Origin of the sequence: Pseudomonas sp. 91RF (assembly GCF_003576265.1) — a bacterium.
Taxonomy (GTDB): Bacteria; Pseudomonadota; Gammaproteobacteria; order Pseudomonadales; family Pseudomonadaceae; genus Aquipseudomonas; species Aquipseudomonas kribbensis.
The window spans coordinates 244,071-262,352 of the sequence record NZ_QWFC01000023.1 but is presented as its reverse complement, the minus strand read 5'-3'; the positions used below and the strand labels follow the sequence as shown (position 1 = coordinate 262,352).

Genomic DNA, 18,282 nt, shown 5'->3' with positions numbered 1-18,282 from the left:
AATGCGCCGTTAGAATCAGGGCGTCCTCGCCCGGAATAGTTAGCATGTTTTGGTTACTGGCGATCCTCGCCTACCTGCTCGGCTCGCTGTCCTTCGCCATTTTGCTCAGCCGCCTGACCGGGAATCCGGATCCGCGAATGAGTGGCTCGGGTAATGCCGGTGCCACCAACATGCTGCGCCTGGCCGGTCGCAAACTCGCGATCCTGACCCTGCTGGGTGATCTGTGCAAAGGCCTGCTGCCGGTGCTGATCGCCTCGGCGGCAGGCCTGTCGCTGCAGGATCAGGCGTGGATCGGCGTCTGCGCCGTGATCGGTCACCTGTTCCCGCTGTACTTCCGTTTCCGCGGCGGCAAAGGCGTCGCCACGGCGGCCGGCATGCTGCTGGGTCTGTATCCACCCGCCGCGCTGCTGGCCGTGTGCGCCTGGCTGCTGACGTTCTACCTGACCCGCACCAGCTCGCTGGCAGCATTGATTGCCACGCCCCTGACCCTGCCATTGCTGGCCTGGCAGGAACCGGAAGCGCTGTTGCCGATGAGCACGCTCACGCTGCTGATCGTCTGGCGCCACCGGGGCAATCTACGCGACCTGTTTGCCGGGCGCGAACGGCATTTTTAAATACCGTACGTAAGCGTCGCTCATCACAACGCCGACAACTGCTCCATCGGCCAGCGTGCCTGCACGCTGATCGCCAGGCTTTCCTGCTGACCGGCCTGCAGACGCTGACAACCGGCAAACGCAATCATCGCGCCGTTGTCGGTGCAGAACTCGGGACGGGCGTAGAACACATCGCCCTTCATGTCGCCGAGCATTTTCTCCAGCGAAACCCGCAATGCCTTGTTGGCGCTGACACCACCGGCGATCACCAGACGCTTCATACCAGCCTGCTTCAACGCACGCTTGCACTTGATGGTCAAAGTCTCCACCACGGCCTGCTGGAACGCCAGCGCGATGTCGCAACGGGCTTGCTCGCTGTCGTCCCCGGCGCTGACGCACTGCTGCCAGGTGTTGAGGGCGAAAGTCTTCAAGCCGCTGAAGCTGAAATCCAGGCCCGGACGATCGCACATCGGACGCGGGAAGGTGAAACGTCCTGCGACACCCTTCTCTGCCAGCTTGGCGATTTCCGGCCCGCCCGGATAATTGAGGCCCATCATCTTCGCGGTCTTGTCGAAAGCTTCGCCTGCCGCGTCATCGAGGGTTTCGCCGAGCAGGCTGTATTGGCCGATGCCATCAACCTGAACCAGCTGCGTATGACCACCGGAGACCAACAAAGCGACGAACGGAAACTCCGGCGGTTTTGGCTCCAGCATCGGCGCCAGCAAGTGACCTTCCATGTGATGCACACCGAGGGCCGGAATGCCCCAGGCAAAGGCCAGCGCCTGGGCGCACGAAGCGCCCACCAGCAAAGCGCCGACCAGGCCAGGACCGGCGGTGTAGGCGATGGCGTCGATCTCGGTCGGTACGCAGTCGGCCTCGGCCAGCACCTGACGGATCAAGGGCAGCATGCGCTTGACGTGATCGCGGGAGGCAAGCTCCGGCACCACACCGCCGTAGACGCGGTGCAGGTCGATCTGGCTGAACAGTGCGTCGGCCAGCAGGCCGCGCTCGCTGTCGTATAAAGCGACGCCGGTTTCGTCGCAGGAAGTTTCTAATCCCAGTACTAGCATGGGTTTGCGCCTTGTTTAGGCTGAATTCGAAGGCGCGCATAATAGTCGCCACTGGATGCTCCGACCAGCGGTTTTCGATCAGAGGCTTTGCATTCCGAGCGTTGAGGGGTTAACATCCGCAACCCTTAAAAACCGACGTCTTCAAGTGCTCTTTTGCCGCGAGGATGTTGACCCCGGTAATGAATGAAGGTAGCTCTGGATGCCAGCCGTCAAAGTTAAAGAGAACGAACCCTTCGACGTAGCTCTGCGTCGTTTCAAGCGCTCCTGCGAAAAAGCCGGTGTACTGGCTGAAGTTCGTAGCCGCGAATTTTACGAGAAGCCAACTTCCGAGCGTAAGCGCAAGGCAGCAGCCGCTGTTAAGCGTCACGCCAAGAAAGTTCAGCGCGAACAGCGCCGCGCCGTTCGTCTGTACTAATACACAGACGATCGTAGCAAGCTTCTGCCAAGCCCGGCCCTCAGCCGGGCTAATGGCATTTGCGTAAAACGCTTGATGCTTCACCGTCGAAGCCGCACACGCGACCGAGACAAACCCGCTTCACCGCGTCAGACCTGGCTCTTTTGCCAGCGGTGCACGTCTTTTCTGACGAGCCTTTCAAGGCTACTGACGAGCACACCCACTGATTCCTCTTACGACGATCAGCCCAAGGCACCTGCTTGCGTGCCCGCTTCATGAGCTATCCGAGGCCTTCAACCGGCCGTCAGCGGATTCAGCGCAACACTTTCATAAAGTCGAAGACTGATAGGTACTAACGTCAGTGGATTTTCGGCAGATACACTTCCCGACAGCGATTACGCAGACGACACCGGTCGAGCCGCACTCTTTGTGCGCTTTCAAGCATGACCCGCGTCCGGCCGCCCATCGCATCGGACTCATTACAGCGCAGACGACGAGAACGCCATGGCCGGGCTGATTCCCCAGAGCTTCATTGACGACCTGCTGAACCGCACCGACATCGTCGATGTGGTCAGCTCGCGCGTGCAACTGAAGAAGGCCGGCAAGAACTACACCGCCTGCTGCCCGTTCCATAAAGAGAAAACCCCGTCGTTCAGCGTGAGCCCCGACAAGCAGTTCTATTACTGCTTCGGTTGCGGCGCCGGCGGTAACGCGCTCGGTTTTCTCATGGATCACGATAACCTGGACTTCCCCCAGGCCGTCGAGGATCTGGCCAAAGCCGCCGGCATGGAAGTGCCGCGCGAAGAAGGTGGCCGCTCGCACAAACCGCGACAGCCGACCGATTCGCCGCTTTATCCACTGCTGACTGCCGCTGCGGACTTTTACCGCCAGGCGCTCAAGAGCCACCCGGCACGCAAGGCTGCCGTGGATTACCTCAAGGGCCGTGGACTGACGGGTGAAATTGCCCGGGACTTCGGCCTCGGCTTCGCCCCGCCAGGCTGGGACAATCTGTTCAAGCACCTGAGCAGCGACACCCTGCAGCAGAAAGCCATGATCGACGCCGGCCTGCTGATCGAGAACGCTGAAACCGGCAAGCGCTATGACCGCTTCCGCGATCGCGTGATGTTTCCGATCCGCGACACCCGCGGGCGCATCATCGCCTTCGGCGGTCGAGTCCTCGGCGACGACAAGCCGAAATACCTGAACTCACCGGAAACCCCGGTATTCCATAAAGGCCAGGAACTCTACGGCCTCTATGAAGCCCGCAAGAACAACCGTAACCTCGATGAAATCATCGTCGTCGAGGGCTACATGGACGTGATCGCCCTGGCCCAGCAAGGCCTGCGAAACGCCGTCGCGACCCTGGGCACAGCCACCAGCGAAGAGCATCTGAAGCGCCTTTTTCGCGTCGTGCCGAACGTATTGTTCTGCTTCGACGGCGACCAGGCCGGCCGCAACGCCGCGTGGCGTGCACTGGAAGCGACACTGAGCAGCCTGCAGGACGGTCGCCGCGCACGCTTCCTGTTCCTGCCCGAAGGCGAAGACCCGGACACCTTGATCCGCGCCGAAGGCACCGACGCCTTCCGTGCACGGATCAATCAGCACGCACAGCCACTGGCAGACTATTTCTTCCAGCAACTGACCGAAGAGGCCGACCCTCGCTCGCTCGAAGGCAAGGCGCACATGGCGACGCTTGCCGCACCGCTGATCGACAAAGTGCCAGGGGCCAACCTGCGAATCCTGATGCGTCAACGCCTGACCGAAATCACCGGCCTGAGCAGCGAGACCGTCAGTCAGCTGGCCCAGAGCGCACCGCAGGAAGCGCCGCCCGCCTACGATCCGGGCTTCGATTACGACGCAATGCCGGACTTCAGCGACTACCATCAGCCGCAGGCACAGGACATGTATGTGCCGCAGCAGGAATGGACGCCGAAGAAACCCGGTGCCGGCGGCAAGAAATGGGACAAAAAACCCTGGGACAAGAACGGCAAGCGTGGCGGCGATCGTGATCAACCGCGCGCCCCGAGAGTGCCGGCGCCTGTCGAGCCACCGATCATGGCCGCCCTGCGAACGGTGATCCATCACCCGCAACTGGCGCTGAAGGTCGAGACGGCCAGCCACTTTGCGGACGAAGACAATACCAACACTCAGTTGCTGGTGGCCTCACTGGAAGCCGTGCAAAAGAATCCTCAGCTAAACTCTTTTCAGTTGATCTCGCGATGGCATGGCACCGAACAAGGTCGATTGCTGACCCGCCTGGCAGAAAAGGAGTGGTTGATCAACGGAGAAAACCTTGAACAACAGTTTTTCGACACCATAACCAGCTTGTCAGCCCGCCAGCGCGAGCGAAAGCTGGAACAACTTCTCAGGAAATCACGTCAAAGCGATCTGAGCACCGAAGAAAAATCTTTGCTGCTCGAATTGCTCAAACGGGATGTTCCTGCATCAAACCCGACCTCAACTGGCGCGTGAGGTCATAGCTCAGGTATAATCCTCGGCTTGTTTTTTGCCCGCCAAGACCTTCAGTGGATAGGGTGTTATGTCCGGAAAAGCGCAACAGCAGTCTCGTATTATTGAGTTGATCAAACTGGGTCGTGAGCAGAAGTATCTGACTTACGCCGAGGTCAACGACCACCTGCCCGAGGATATTTCAGATCCGGAGCAGGTGGAAGACATCATCCGCATGATTAACGACATGGGGATCCCCGTACACGAGAGTGCTCCGGATGCGGACGCCCTTATGTTGGCCGACGCCGATACCGACGAGGCCGCTGCGGAAGAAGCAGCCGCCGCGTTGGCAGCGGTCGAGACCGATATCGGTCGCACCACTGACCCAGTGCGCATGTACATGCGTGAAATGGGTACGGTCGAGCTTCTGACTCGTGAAGGCGAAATCGAAATCGCCAAGCGTATCGAAGAGGGCATCCGTGAGGTGATGAGCGCAATCGCGCACTTCCCCGGCACGGTTGACCATATTCTCTCCGAGTACACTCGGGTCACCACCGAAGGCGGTCGCCTGTCCGACGTTCTGAGCGGTTACATCGACCCGGATGACGGCATTACGCCGCCGGCTGCCGAAGTGCCACCGCCGATCGACGCGAAAGCCGCGAAAGCGGACGACGATTCCGAGGACGATGACGCCGAAGCTTCCGATGACGAAGAAGAAGCCGAAAGCGGTCCGGATCCGGTCATTGCTGCCCAGCGCTTCGGCGCCGTGGCCGACCAGATGGAAATCACCCGCAAGGCCCTGAAAAAGCACGGTCGTCACAACAAGGCAGCGGTTGCCGAGTTGCTGGCCCTGGCCGATCTGTTCATGCCGATCAAACTGGTGCCGAAGCAATTCGAAGCCCTGGTCGAGCGTGTTCGCAGTGCCCTGGATCGTCTGCGTCAGCAAGAGCGCGCGATCATGCAGCTGTGCGTACGTGATGCACGTATGCCGCGTGCCGATTTCCTGCGCCAGTTCCCGGGCAACGAAGTCGACGAAAGCTGGTCCGACGCCCTGGCCAAAGGCAAGAGCAAGTACGCCGAAGCCATCGGCCGCGTGCAACCGGACATCATTCGTTGCCAGCAGAAGCTGACCGCACTGGAAACCGAGACCGGTCTGACCATCGCCGAGATCAAGGACATCAACCGTCGCATGTCGATCGGTGAGGCGAAAGCCCGCCGCGCGAAGAAAGAGATGGTTGAAGCGAACCTGCGTCTGGTGATCTCTATCGCCAAGAAGTACACCAACCGTGGCCTGCAATTCCTCGACCTGATCCAGGAAGGCAACATCGGCCTGATGAAGGCGGTGGACAAGTTCGAATACCGTCGTGGTTACAAGTTCTCGACCTATGCCACCTGGTGGATCCGTCAGGCGATCACTCGCTCGATCGCCGACCAGGCCCGCACCATCCGTATTCCGGTGCACATGATCGAGACGATCAACAAGCTCAACCGCATTTCCCGGCAGATGCTGCAGGAAATGGGTCGCGAACCGACCCCGGAAGAGCTGGGTGAGCGCATGGAGATGCCTGAGGACAAGATCCGCAAGGTATTGAAGATCGCCAAGGAGCCGATCTCCATGGAAACCCCGATCGGTGATGACGAAGACTCTCATCTGGGTGATTTCATCGAAGACTCGACCATGCAGTCGCCAATCGATGTCGCCACTGTCGAGAGCCTGAAAGAAGCGACCCGCGAAGTGCTGTCCGGTCTTACTGCCCGTGAAGCCAAGGTACTGCGGATGCGTTTCGGTATCGACATGAACACCGACCATACGCTCGAAGAAGTCGGCAAACAGTTTGACGTGACCCGCGAGCGGATCCGTCAGATCGAAGCCAAGGCGCTGCGCAAGCTGCGCCACCCGACGCGAAGCGAACATCTGCGTTCGTTCCTCGACGAGTGACACCAGAACCCCCGGCCCAGGCCGGGGGTTTTGTTTTATCGGGCAGATTAAATACCTCGCACCGCCCTCCCCCGCGCACAGCCCGTCTACACTCGAAACATTCCCCCGAGCCATAACGAGACCGTTATGCCCAGACTGGCGTCCGTGCTTTTTTTGCTGTCACTGATGATCTGGACCGCAACGGCTGACGCGCTGACTCTGACCGACGAAGAACGTAGCTGGCTGGCGGCTCACCCGGACTTGCGCCTGGGTGTCGATGCATCGTGGCCCCCCTTCGAGTTTCGCGATGATCAGAACCGCTATCAGGGCCTGGCGGCGGACTATATCGACGTGATCCGCCAGCGTCTGGCCATCAAACTTACGCCCATCGAACCCTCGAGCTGGACAGCCGTGCTCGAACAGGCCAAAAACGGCACGATCGATCTGCTGCCGGGCATCATGTCCACCCCGGAACGCCAGAATTACCTGGCCTTCACCCGCCCTTACCTGGATTTTCCGATCGTCATCCTCGCCCATGTCGGCGGCCCGCAACCGCGCAAGATCGAGGATTTGTACGGGTTGAAGATTGCGGTCGTCGAAAACTATGCACCCCATGAACTGTTGCGCACCCATCATCCCGATCTGAATCTGGTTGCCATGCCCAATGTCAGTTCGGCGTTGCAGGCCTTGGCCACCGACGAAGTGGACGCGGTGGTCGGCGATCTCGCCTCCAGTGTCTGGAGCCTTCGCCAGCTCAAGCTCGACGGGCTGTATGTCAGCGGCGAAACCCCTTATCGCTATCAACTGGCAATGGGGGTTCCCCGCGACAGCAAAATGCTGGTGGGCATTCTGGACAAGGTCCTGGCCGACATGTCCCCGGAGCAGATCAGCAGCATCCAGGAACACTGGGTGGGCAACGTCCTCGATCATCGGACATTCTGGTCGGATCTGCTGGTTTACGGATTACCCGGCCTGCTATTGCTGGTGATCATCCTGGCAGTGGTGATCCGCATCAACCGCCGCTTGAGCTCGGAAATCGCCCGGCGCATCGACCTCGAACAGGAACTGCGCAGCAGCGAATACCACTATCGCGGGCTGGTGGAGAGCCTGTCGGCCATTGCGTGGGAAGCGCGGATCAGCGATTTCACCTACAGCTACGTATCGCCCCACGCCGAGGATCTGCTCGGCTACCCCCTGTCGCACTGGCTGATCCCGGGCTTCTGGCGCAACATCATCCACCCCGCCGACCTGACCCGCGCACAGAGTTTCTGCGATCACGAAGTCCTCGCTGGGCGCGATCACAGCCTCGATTACCGGGTGATCACCGCTGATGGCCGTTGCCTGTGGGTGCGCGACATCGTCAGCCTGATCGAGCACGGCCACGAACCGGTGATGCGCGGCCTGATGATCGACATCAGCGAAACCAAGCGTACCGAAGAAGCCCTGCGCCTGTCGGAGCAGAAGTTCGCCTCGGTGTTCCAGCAATGCCCGGATATTCTGGTGATTGCGCGGCTGTCAGACGGCTGTCTGCTGGAGGTCAACGAAGCCTTTGAGGAACAGATCGGGCTGAAAGCCGAAGACGTCATTGGCCAGACTGCCACCGAACTCAATATCTGGGGCATTCCCGGTGTCGGCCCCGGTCTGCTGCAACGCTTGCAGGCCGGCAGCATTCGCAACCTGGAGATGCCCTTTCGTCGCAGCAACGGGCAAGTATTCACCGGGCTGATTTCCGCCGAACCGTTCGAACTCGACACCACACCGGCGCTGGTCGTGGTAGTGCGCGACATTACCCAGCTCAAGGAAACCCAACAGCAACTGCAAACCTCCGAAGAGAAGTTCGCCAAGGCCTTCCACGCCTCGCCGGACGGCCTGTTGCTGTCGCGTCAGAGCGATGGCCTGCTGCTGGAGGTCAACGAAGGTTTCAGCCGCATCACCGGTTTCAACAGCGCCATGTCGGTGGACCGTTCGGCACTGGATCTGGGGATCTGGGTCAACCTCAACGAACGCAAACAGATGCTCGACCTGCTGCACCGTGACGGTTTCGTTCGTGACTTCACCTGCCACATCCGCCGCAGCGACGGGCAAATCCGCCTCTGCGAAGTGTCCAGCCGTCCGTTGCCAATCGGCGAAGACGACTGCATGCTGACCATCGCTCGGGACATCACTGAACGCCACCTGATGCAGGAAAAACTGCAACAGGCCGCCACAGTGTTCGAAAGCACTGCCGAAGGCGTCTTGATCACCGATACGCAACAGCACATCAGTGCCGTAAACCGCGCCTTTACCGAAATCACCGGTTACAGCGAAAGCGAAGCGCTCGGTCATACCCCGCGCCTGCTGGCTTCCGGGCTGCACGACAGCGCGTTCTATGCGGCGATGTGGCATCAATTGACTGACGAAGGCCACTGGCAGGGCGAGATTTCCAACCGGCGCAAGAATGGCGAGCTGTATCCGAGCTGGCTGACCATCAGTGCCGTGCGCAACCGCGACCGGTTCATCACTCACTTCGTCGCGGTGTTTGCCGATATCTCCAGCCTCAAGCACGCCCAGGCCAAACTCGATTACCAGGCTCACCATGATCCACTGACCGGTCTGCCAAACCGCACGCTGTTCGAAAGCCGCCTGCTGACGGCATTGAACGGCCAGCAAGAGAACGGCGGACTGGGCGCGGTGCTGTTCCTCGACCTCGATCGCTTCAAACACATCAACGACAGCCTCGGCCACCCAGTTGGCGATTTGCTGCTCAAGGGCATCGCCGTGCGCCTCAAAGAGCAACTGCGCGATATCGACACCGTTGCAAGGCTGGGCGGAGACGAATTCATCATCCTGCTGCCGGGGCTGCAACAGGCCGGTGATGCCGACAACATCGCCACCAAACTGCTGAATTGCTTCGGCGCGCCGTTCCAGGCCGGCGAGCACGAGTTTTTCATCAGCGCCAGCATCGGCACCAGCCTCTATCCCCGTGACGGCTGCGACGTCGCTACTCTGATCAAGAACGCCGACGCGGCGATGTACCGCTCCAAGGCCAAGGGCCGCAACCGTGTCGAAAGCTACACCCGCGACCTCACCGCCCAGGCCAGCGAACGGGTGGCGCTGGAGCACGAACTGCGCCGGGCCATCGAGCGCGAAGAGCTGTACCTCTACTACCAGCCGAAAATCAGCCTCGACGATCACAGCCTGGTCGGGGCCGAAGCCCTGATCCGCTGGCGCCATCCGACCTTCGGCGAGGTACCTCCAGAGCATTTCATACCGCTGGCGGAAGAGAACGGCATGATTCTGCAAATCGGCGACTGGGTGCTGGAAACCGCCTGCCGGCAGATGTTCGAGTGGAGCCAGATCTACGAATCCCTGGGCCCGCTCTCGGTCAACCTAGCCGGCGCACAATTGCGTCAGCCAAACCTGCTGGGACGCATCGAACAACTGCTCAAGGACAACCGCCTGAGGCCGGATTTACTGCAACTGGAAATTACCGAAAACTTCATCATGAGCCAGGCCGAAGAGGCGCTGGCCGTGTTGCACCAGCTCAAACACCTTGGCGTGCAACTGGCCATCGACGACTTCGGCACCGGTTATTCCTCGCTGAGCTACCTCAAACGCCTGCCGCTGGACATCCTCAAGATCGACCAGTCTTTCGTCCGTGGCCTGCCCGACGACCCCCACGACGCGGCGATTGTCCGCGCCATCATCGCCCTGGGCCGCAGCATGCAATTCACTGTGATCGCCGAAGGCGTGGAAACCCAGGCCCAACAACAATTCCTCACCGCCGAAGGCTGCGAGCAGATCCAGGGCTACATCGTCAGCCTGCCGCTGCCACCCGAGGAATTCGCCGCGACGTTTCTTCGCATAGCCGTATCAGATTTTTCGGATAGCACAGCCGAGAAACCGTCGCTATAATCCGCGGCCTACTGAGGGCCTATAGCTCAGTTGGTTAGAGCAGAGGACTCATAATCCTTTGGTCCACGGTTCAAGTCCGTGTGGGCCCACCAAACATGAAAAAGCCGCGCACTCGCGCGGCTTTTTTTCGCCTGTCGTTTGGCGTTTACGTTCTTCACAAGCGCAATGTTCGGAAGACTACTGCAAGGTCTGTAGGTTATTTCCCAAGCTGTGTTTTTACTCAGTTTTCAGCCTTGTTGGCTTTTTCTCCGAGCGAGTAATCTCCGGGCGCCGCTGCCCGCCAAGGATTACTTTCATGCTCGTGAGTGCTGCGCCACTGGTCAAAGAAGCAGGTGGCCAACAAACATGGATCGACTTAGCTTTGCCCGACCTGCGGACACTGACCAGAGAGCTTCGCTCAGCCGCAATTGAGGAAGTGAAAAGGGCAGACGATGCGCAAGGAGCACTCAGAATCCTCTTGGCTCACTTCGGATTTATCGATGAGGCATTACTGGCAGTCACTATCCTCACCCCGATCGGAAACGTTGCGGTCATGAGGGACAAGCTCGCCCACATCGTCGAAAAACGCGCTGACTCACGAGAGCGCTATGTTCGACATGCCATTGATACGCTGACGGGACCTTTTGAGATTTGGAGAGTCCTGTACGACAACGGTGGATACCGCCTGGCCTTCATTAACGCCTACGAGGCAAAGAATGACATGCTCGTCGTGGTGGATGTCAGGCACGGACACGTCCTGTGGAACTTCATGCATGCCCCGGCAAGAGCAATGAACAAGCACCGCCAGGGCGAACTTCTCTACAAGAGGTACGTTCTTCAGGACAAACAAAAAGGGGAGCCTGTTGGCTCCCCTTGAGTATTTGAATCCTGATATTTGCATCCTCAGGAAATGGGATGAAGAGGTCTCACCTTACACCGATGTTGCAGCATCGCTGAGGTACCTACGTCTGCTGAAGCCCTGCAAGGCAGCAGATTTCGCGCTCTTGAGGCCATTTTTTATAAAGGCGGCAGGCAAGTCAAATCATTTGTCTGTTCTTTTGTTTCAGTAAAATCCCGCGGCCCGGCGACTGCCTGGCCTCAGCCGCTCAATCAGCACTCACAAGCGCCTCGCGCGACGAGCCTGTAACATGCAGCCCCATTGATCCGTACCGCTGGAGCCTGCCCTTGCCCGACATCCGCCCACCCGTGCTCGATGAAATCGACCGCCAGCTGATCGCTGCACTGCAAATCAACGCCCGCGAAAGCGTGGCGATGCTGGCCCGGCAATTGGGGATCGCCCGCACGACCGTGACTTCACGACTGGCGCGGCTGGAAAAGGCCAAAGTCATCACCGGCTATGGCGTGCGTCTGGGTCAGCGCGTGGTGGACGGCGGGTTGCAGGCGTACGTCGGGATCAAGGTGCAGCCGCGCTCCGGCAAAGAGGTGTTGCGCCGGTTGAGTGCGATGGCCCAGGTGCAGCAATTGTGCGCGGTGAGTGGCGAATTCGATTATGTGGCGTGGCTGCGAGCCGATTCGCCGGAACAGCTCGATCAATTGCTGGATCAGATCGGCAGCGTAGACGGCGTCGAGAAGACCACGACCTCGATCATCCTCAGCAGCAAGATTGATCGCGGGCATCCAGTCTGACCAATTTTATCGTCATATTGCAGCACCAACACTCAAATCGACGACAATTTGCGTCTTATTAACGTGTTCTACGCTCCCTAGAATGGCTGGCATCTTTTCCTATACTCAGACGCGCATCCGGCGTCGGGTCGCCAGCAAGGTCAGCCATGAACAAGAACAATCGCCATCCTGCAGACGGTAAAAAACCGATCACCATTTTCGGCCCGGACTTTCCGTTCGCCTTCGACGACTGGATCGAGCACCCCGCCGGTCTGGGCAGCATTCCCGAGCACAACCACGGCGCCGAAGTGGCGATCGTCGGTGCTGGCATCGCAGGTCTGGTGGCCGCTTACGAGCTGATGAAGCTTGGCCTGAAACCCGTCGTTTATGAGGCCTCCAAGCTCGGCGGCCGTCTGCGCTCCCAGGCATTCAACGGCACTGACGGCATCGTCGCCGAACTCGGCGGCATGCGCTTCCCGGTGTCCTCCACCGCGTTCTATCACTACGTCGACAAACTCGGTCTTGAGACCAAGCCCTTCCCCAACCCGCTGACGCCAGCCTCCGGCAGCACCGTGATCGACCTGGAAGGCAAAACCCATTACGCACAGAGCCTGAAGGATCTTCCTGCACTGTTCCAGGAAGTGGCTGACGCCTGGGCCGATGCTCTGGAGGCCGGCTCACAGTTCGCCGACATCCAGCAAGCCATCCGCGACCGCGATGTGCCACGCCTCAAGGAACTGTGGAACACCCTGGTGCCACTGTGGGACGACCGCACGTTCTACGACTTCGTTGCCACGTCAAAAGCCTTCGCCAAGCTGTCGTTCCATCACCGCGAAGTGTTCGGTCAGGTCGGTTTCGGCACCGGCGGCTGGGACTCGGACTTCCCCAACTCGATGCTGGAAATCTTCCGCGTAGTGATGACCAACTGCGACGATCATCAGCACCTGGTGGTCGGCGGTGTGGAACAAGTGCCACAAGGCATCTGGCGCCACGCGCCGGAGCGCTGCGTACACTGGCCGCAAGGCACCAGCCTCAAGTCGTTGCACCATGGAGCGCCACGTTCCGGGGTGAAGAAAATCGCCCACGCGCCTGACGGACGTTTCGCGGTTACCGACAACAACGGCGACACCCGCGAATACGCCGCCGTACTGACCACCTGCCAGAGCTGGCTGCTGACCACCCAGATCGAATGCGACGAAACCCTGTTCTCGCAAAAAATGTGGATGGCGCTGGACCGCACGCGCTACATGCAATCGTCGAAGACCTTCGTAATGGTCGACCGCCCATTCTGGAAGGACAAGGACCCGGAAACCGGCCGCGACCTGATGAGCATGACCCTCACCGATCGCCTGACCCGTGGCACCTATCTGTTCGACAACGGCGACGACAAGCCCGGCGTGATCTGCCTGTCGTACTCGTGGATGAGCGATGCGCTGAAAATGCTCCCGCATCCGGTGGAAAAACGCGTGAAACTGGCGCTGGACGCATTGAAGAAGATCTACCCGAAAGTCGATATCGCCGCACGGATCATCGGCGATCCGATCACCGTGTCGTGGGAAGCCGACCCGCATTTCCTCGGCGCGTTCAAAGGCGCCCTGCCCGGCCACTATCGCTACAACCAGCGCATGTACGCGCACTTCATGCAGGACGACATGCCGCCGGAACAGCGCGGGATTTTCATCGCCGGCGACGACGTGTCGTGGACGCCGGCCTGGGTCGAGGGCGCGGTACAGACGTCGCTCAACGCGGTGTGGGGAATCATGAAGCACTTCGGCGGGTCCACACATAAAGAGAACCCCGGCCCGGGTGATGTGTTCAACGACATCGGCCCGATCGCCCTGCCCGAGTAAGAGGAATCCCCGATGCGTGTAGCCCTTTACCAATGCCCACCGCTGCCACTGGAACCGGCCGCCAACCTCCAGCGCCTGCATCAACTGGCGATGGAGGCCAAAGGTGCCGATCTGCTGGTGGTGCCGGAGATGTTCCTGACCGGCTACAACATCGGCAAGGAAGCGGTCGCGACATTGGCCGAGGTCTACAACGGTGAGTGGGCGCAGCAAGTCGGACGAATCGCCAAGGCTGCCGGCCTGGCGATTCTCTACGGTTACCCAGAGCGTACCGCCGAAGGGCAGATCTACAACGCCGTGCAGTTGATCGATCCGAACGGCGAGCGCCTGTGCAATTACCGCAAGACGCATCTGTTCGGCGATCTGGATCGTTCAATGTTCAGCCCTGGCGATGGCGAGTTTCCCATCGTCGAGCTCAACGGCTGGAAGCTCGGTTTCCTGATCTGCTACGACCTGGAGTTCCCGGAAAACGCGCGACGCCTGGCCCTTGAAGGTGCCGAGCTGATTCTGGTGCCGACAGCGAACATGATTCCTTTCGATTTCATTGCCGATGTTTCCGTGCGCTCCCGCGCCTTTGAAAACCAATGCTACGTGGCTTACGCCAACTACTGCGGCCATGAAGGCGACATCCATTACTGCGGGCAAAGCAGCATTGCCGCGCCGGATGGCAGCCGCATCGCCCAGGCCGGACTGGATGAAGCCTTGATCGTCGGTGAGCTCAATCGCCAGTTGATGGTCGACTCCCGCAGCGCCAACCGCTACTTCAACGACCGCCGCCCCGAACTTTACGACGCGCTCAACAAGCGCTAATCCGCTAGCATTGGCACTTCACTGTTCTGGAAGTGCCCATGCCTGCGCCGACTCACCCCCGCCCCCACTCCGAAACCCTGGCCAACGGCTTGCGTGTGACCCTGCGTCACGTGCCCGGCCTGAAGCGCAGCGCCGCCGCGTTGCGGGTGGCTGCCGGTAGTCATGATGTGCCGTTGGCGTGGCCGGGACTGGCGCATTTTCTTGAGCACTTGTTGTTTCTCGGCACTGAACGTTTTCCTGCACAGCAAGGGCTGATGGCCTACGTGCAAGGTCACGGCGGTCAGGTGAATGCCAGCACCCGCGAGCGAACCACCGATTTCTTCTTTGAGTTGCCGCCAGCGTCCTTCAGCGGCGGGCTGGAGCGTCTGTCAGACATGCTCGCCCGGCCGCGTATGAATCCGGACGATCAGTTGCGGGAACGGGAAGTGCTGCAGGCGGAGTTTGTCGCGTGGTCGAAGGATGCTGCGGCTCAGCAGAAAGAAGCGCTGTTCGAAGAGCTGTCAGCAGCGCATCCGTTGCGCGGCTTCCATGCCGGGAACCGCGACAGCCTGCCGGTAGAACAAGCGGATTTTCAGCAAGCACTGAAAGATTTCCATCAACAGTTTTACCGAACCGGACAAATGACACTGAGCCTGGTCGGACCGCAGAACATTGAAGAGCTGCGGGCGCTGGCCGAACAGTTTGCCGCCGCACTGATGGCTGGGGATAAAACTGAGCAGGCAGCATCCGTTCGCTTGATGGACAATCCACAGACAAGTTATCAACAGGTCGGCGAGCGGCACGGCAATCTGCTGTTTGCGCTGGAGGACCTGCCGGAGTCGTCGGCGCAAGCGCTGGCTTTTCTCTGTCACTGGCTGAACAGCGCCAAACCTGGTGGGTTGCTCGCGCATTTACAGCAGCAGGGTCTGGCGGAAGGGTTGCAGGCGAGTCTGCTCTATCAGTTTGCCGGGCAAGCTTTGCTGCATCTTCAACTCACTGCGGCATCCGGGTCACTCGATGTAATCAGAGCGCATTCTCTGGATTGGCTGAGCTTCTTCGCAGCGCAGCAGGACTGGCCGGCATTGCGTGCGGAATACGCGGAACTGCTTCAGCGTCAGCAGCAAGTCAGCGGTGCACTGCAATTGGCGCGACTCGACAGTGAACAATTCGAAAGTGGCCTGTCCGAATCGGCCGTCGCAGCGCTCAAAGCGATTCTCGGGAAAATCGGCACTGTGGATAACTTCAGCCCCCATTGGCATCTGCCAACTGCCAACCCCTTCCTGCGCACAGCCGAACCGCTGGCCAACGCCGGCCTGATCCGTGGCCAGACCAGCGCTCACCGGGGTCTGCGCACGTTTGCTCAGGATCGCTCGCGCAGCCGCCGTGAACGCTCGCCGATGCAGTTCAGTCAGGCACTGCCGGATAACAGCGACGTAGGCGCGGTGTATGTACGCTGGCAAACGGAAGCAGTGGCCACGGCCGAGCTGCAGGCGAAACTGCAACGCAGTCTGGGGGAAGTGTCGGGCGACGCACATCAGGCCGGAGTCGAGTTGTCGTTCAGCACCATGGGTAATCAGTGGTTGCTGAAAGTGACCGGTCTGCAGGAAACGCTGCCCGCTGTGCTGGAGCATGCGCTGAAATCTCTGACACAAGTGGGCGCCAACGCCGTAAAGGAAGAGCCGCAACCACCGTTGATACCGATTCGCCAACTGCTCAAGGCATTGCCCGAACACTGCCTGCCAGTGGTAGGCGAATCCGATGACGCCACGCACCTGTGGACAACTTCCCGTTGGGACGGTCTGGCGTTGGGCCTCAATCCACAGACCCAATCCGCCATGGGCCTGGCCCTGAGTCGCATCCCCGGCGCACCGGACAATCAAATTTCCGCACCGTGGGCAATCAACACCGGTTACCTGTGGCGCCAGATCGAAAGTGCTTCCAGCGAACACGCCTTACTGGTGTTCTGCCCGACTGCCAGTCATGAAATCGCTGACGAAGCCGCGTGGCGTCTGCTCGCGCACCTGTGCCAGACGCCTTTCTACCAACGCCTGCGAGTCGAGCTGCAACTGGGTTATGCCGTGTTCAGCGGGTTGCGCCAGATCCATGGCCGGAGCGGATTGTTGTTCGGTGTGCAATCGCCAACGACCAGCGCCGCTCAATTGCTCGTGCACATTCAACAGTTCCTCGACGGCTTGCCAGCCCTTATCGAACAACTCGATGACGCCAGCCTCGCCCAGCAACGCCAGACGCTTGCCGATCAGTTCGATGAAAGCGTCCTGTCCGGCAAAGACGCTGCCGAACTCCTGTGGCAAGCCCGTCTTTCCGGCCACTCGTCGGATTATCTGCTGCAATTGCGCCGCGCCATCGCTCAACTGGATCGCCCGGCATTACTGGCCGCTATACAACGCCTGATCCGCGCCGAAGGCGGCTGGCACGGTCTGTCCGGCGACCCTGCGCCAGGCGCGCCATGGCAAGCGGCAAAATGATCATTACCGGGGCTGCAAGGAGCTTTCTCAAAGATTCACGGGCCAACCCCCTGAAATTTTGAGTAACATAGCCACCTAACTATTTGGAACATCTCAGCGCTGCCGTGGACTATACCTATGGATAGCGCTATCTCACCCACCTGAAGAAGGAGTCACCCGATGGCCTGGACCAAACCTGCTTACACCGACCTGCGTATCGGCTTCGAAGTCACCATGTACTTCGCCAGCCGCTGAGTTCTGCCTAGTCAGAATTGCAGTGCAACGCCTCGGCTCGCCGGGGCGTTTTATTTTCAGCGTTGAAATGATGGAGCGTTCATGTTCGTCCAGATTCTGGGTTCGGCCGCCGGTGGCGGTTTTCCGCAGTGGAATTGCAACTGCGTCAATTGCGCCGGTTTTCGCGATGGCAGCCTGAATGCCCAGGCCCGCACCCAATCGTCCATCGCGATTTCCGATGATGGTGTGAACTGGGTGCTGTGCAATGCCTCGCCGGATATCCGCGCGCAGCTCCAGAGCTTCGCCCCGATGCAACCGGGCCGTGCCCTGCGTGACACCGGCATAAGCGCGATCATCCTGATGGACAGCCAGATCGACCACACCACCGGCCTGCTCAGCCTGCGCGAAGGCTGCCCGCATCAGGTCTGGTGCACGGACATGGTCCACGAAGACCTGAGCACCGGTTTCCCGCTGTTCACCATGCTCAAGCACTGGAACGGCGGGCTGGACTGGAACCGCATCGAGCTCGACCAGAGCTTCACCGTCGCCGCGTGCCCGAACCTGCGCTTTACCCCGCTGCCATTGCGCAGCGCCGCACCGCCCTATTCGCCGCACCGCTTCGACCCGCATCCGGGCGACAACATCGGCTTGATCGTCGAAGACCTCAGCACCGGCGGCAAACTGTTCTACGCGCCGGGCCTGGGCAAAGTCGATGCGCCGTTGCTGGAAATCATGGCCGGCAGCGACTGCGTGCTGGTGGACGGAACGATGTGGGACGACGATGAAATGCAGCGTCGTGGCGTCGGCACCCGCACCGGTCGCGAAATGGGTCACCTGGCGCAGAACGGCCCCGGCGGCATGCTCGAAGTGCTGGAGCAGCTTCCCGAGCAGCGCAAGGTACTTATCCACATCAACAACACCAACCCGATTCTCGACGAAGACTCCCCGGAGCGAGCAGAACTGGCGCGACGCAATGTTGAAGTGGCGTATGACGGCATGAGCATCGTCCTGTAACGAATGGCCCG

General features: G+C 60.0%; 13 protein-coding genes and 1 tRNA gene. 13 read left to right on the top strand and 1 reads right to left on the bottom strand.

The window, feature by feature from the left end; translation table 11 throughout:
- Positions 1 to 44: 44 nt before the first annotated feature.
- Complete coding sequence (plsY, locus tag DXT77_RS11025) at positions 45 to 614, top strand: glycerol-3-phosphate 1-O-acyltransferase PlsY (RefSeq protein ID WP_085709211.1); 570 nt, start codon at positions 45 to 47, stop codon at positions 612 to 614.
- 23 nt (positions 615 to 637) lie between these two features.
- Here plsY and tsaD read toward each other — a convergent pair whose 3' ends face one another.
- Positions 638 to 1,663 carry a tRNA (adenosine(37)-N6)-threonylcarbamoyltransferase complex transferase subunit TsaD gene (tsaD, locus tag DXT77_RS11020; RefSeq protein WP_039768071.1) on the bottom strand — a complete coding sequence of 342 codons (1,026 nt, stop codon included), beginning with the start codon at positions 1,661 to 1,663 and terminating at the stop codon, positions 638 to 640.
- Between the two features lie 199 nt (positions 1,664 to 1,862).
- Between tsaD and rpsU the strand changes: the two genes are divergently transcribed.
- From rpsU to pqqB, 12 genes are all read left to right on the top strand, one after another.
- Positions 1,863 to 2,078 carry a 30S ribosomal protein S21 gene (gene rpsU / locus DXT77_RS11015; RefSeq protein ID WP_002551877.1) on the top strand — a complete coding sequence of 72 codons (216 nt, stop codon included), beginning with the start codon at positions 1,863 to 1,865 and terminating at the stop codon, positions 2,076 to 2,078.
- A 483-nt stretch (positions 2,079 to 2,561) separates the two neighbouring features.
- Positions 2,562 to 4,529, top strand: coding sequence for a DNA primase (dnaG, locus tag DXT77_RS11010; RefSeq protein WP_119427639.1), 1,968 nt, complete (start codon positions 2,562 to 2,564; stop codon positions 4,527 to 4,529).
- A gap of 67 nt (positions 4,530 to 4,596) precedes the next feature.
- The gene (gene rpoD / locus DXT77_RS11005) at positions 4,597 to 6,444 is read left to right on the top strand and encodes an RNA polymerase sigma factor RpoD (RefSeq protein WP_085709208.1); all 1,848 of its coding nucleotides are present in this window, start codon (positions 4,597 to 4,599) and stop codon (positions 6,442 to 6,444) included.
- 126 nt (positions 6,445 to 6,570) lie between these two features.
- Positions 6,571 to 10,317 (top strand): bifunctional diguanylate cyclase/phosphodiesterase, encoded by a 3,747-nt coding sequence (locus DXT77_RS11000; RefSeq protein ID WP_119427638.1) that lies wholly within the window; start codon positions 6,571 to 6,573, stop codon positions 10,315 to 10,317.
- Positions 10,318 to 10,332: 15 nt separating this feature from the next.
- Positions 10,333 to 10,409, top strand: a tRNA-Ile gene (locus DXT77_RS10995).
- Positions 10,410 to 10,612: 203 nt separating this feature from the next.
- A complete protein-coding gene (locus DXT77_RS10990; RefSeq protein WP_119427637.1) occupies positions 10,613 to 11,173 on the top strand; it encodes a PBECR2 nuclease fold domain-containing protein in 561 nt (186 codons plus the stop codon).
- A gap of 308 nt (positions 11,174 to 11,481) precedes the next feature.
- Positions 11,482 to 11,943: an Lrp/AsnC family transcriptional regulator gene (locus DXT77_RS10985; protein WP_119427636.1), complete on the top strand. Its 462-nt coding sequence runs from the start codon at positions 11,482 to 11,484 to the stop codon at positions 11,941 to 11,943.
- A gap of 146 nt (positions 11,944 to 12,089) precedes the next feature.
- Positions 12,090 to 13,772: an NAD(P)/FAD-dependent oxidoreductase gene (locus DXT77_RS10980; RefSeq protein ID WP_085709206.1), complete on the top strand. Its 1,683-nt coding sequence runs from the start codon at positions 12,090 to 12,092 to the stop codon at positions 13,770 to 13,772.
- Between the two features lie 12 nt (positions 13,773 to 13,784).
- Positions 13,785 to 14,579, top strand: coding sequence for a carbon-nitrogen hydrolase family protein (locus DXT77_RS10975; protein ID WP_119427635.1), 795 nt, complete (start codon positions 13,785 to 13,787; stop codon positions 14,577 to 14,579).
- A 38-nt stretch (positions 14,580 to 14,617) separates the two neighbouring features.
- Positions 14,618 to 17,044, top strand: coding sequence for a pyrroloquinoline quinone biosynthesis protein PqqF (gene pqqF / locus DXT77_RS10970; protein ID WP_119427634.1), 2,427 nt, complete (start codon positions 14,618 to 14,620; stop codon positions 17,042 to 17,044).
- A 159-nt stretch (positions 17,045 to 17,203) separates the two neighbouring features.
- Entirely contained in the window at positions 17,204 to 17,278 is a 75-nt protein-coding gene (gene pqqA, locus DXT77_RS10965) for a pyrroloquinoline quinone precursor peptide PqqA (protein WP_003444522.1), read from the top strand.
- A gap of 81 nt (positions 17,279 to 17,359) precedes the next feature.
- Positions 17,360 to 18,271, top strand: coding sequence for a pyrroloquinoline quinone biosynthesis protein PqqB (gene pqqB / locus DXT77_RS10960; RefSeq protein ID WP_119427633.1), 912 nt, complete (start codon positions 17,360 to 17,362; stop codon positions 18,269 to 18,271).
- Positions 18,272 to 18,282 lie beyond the last annotated feature (11 nt).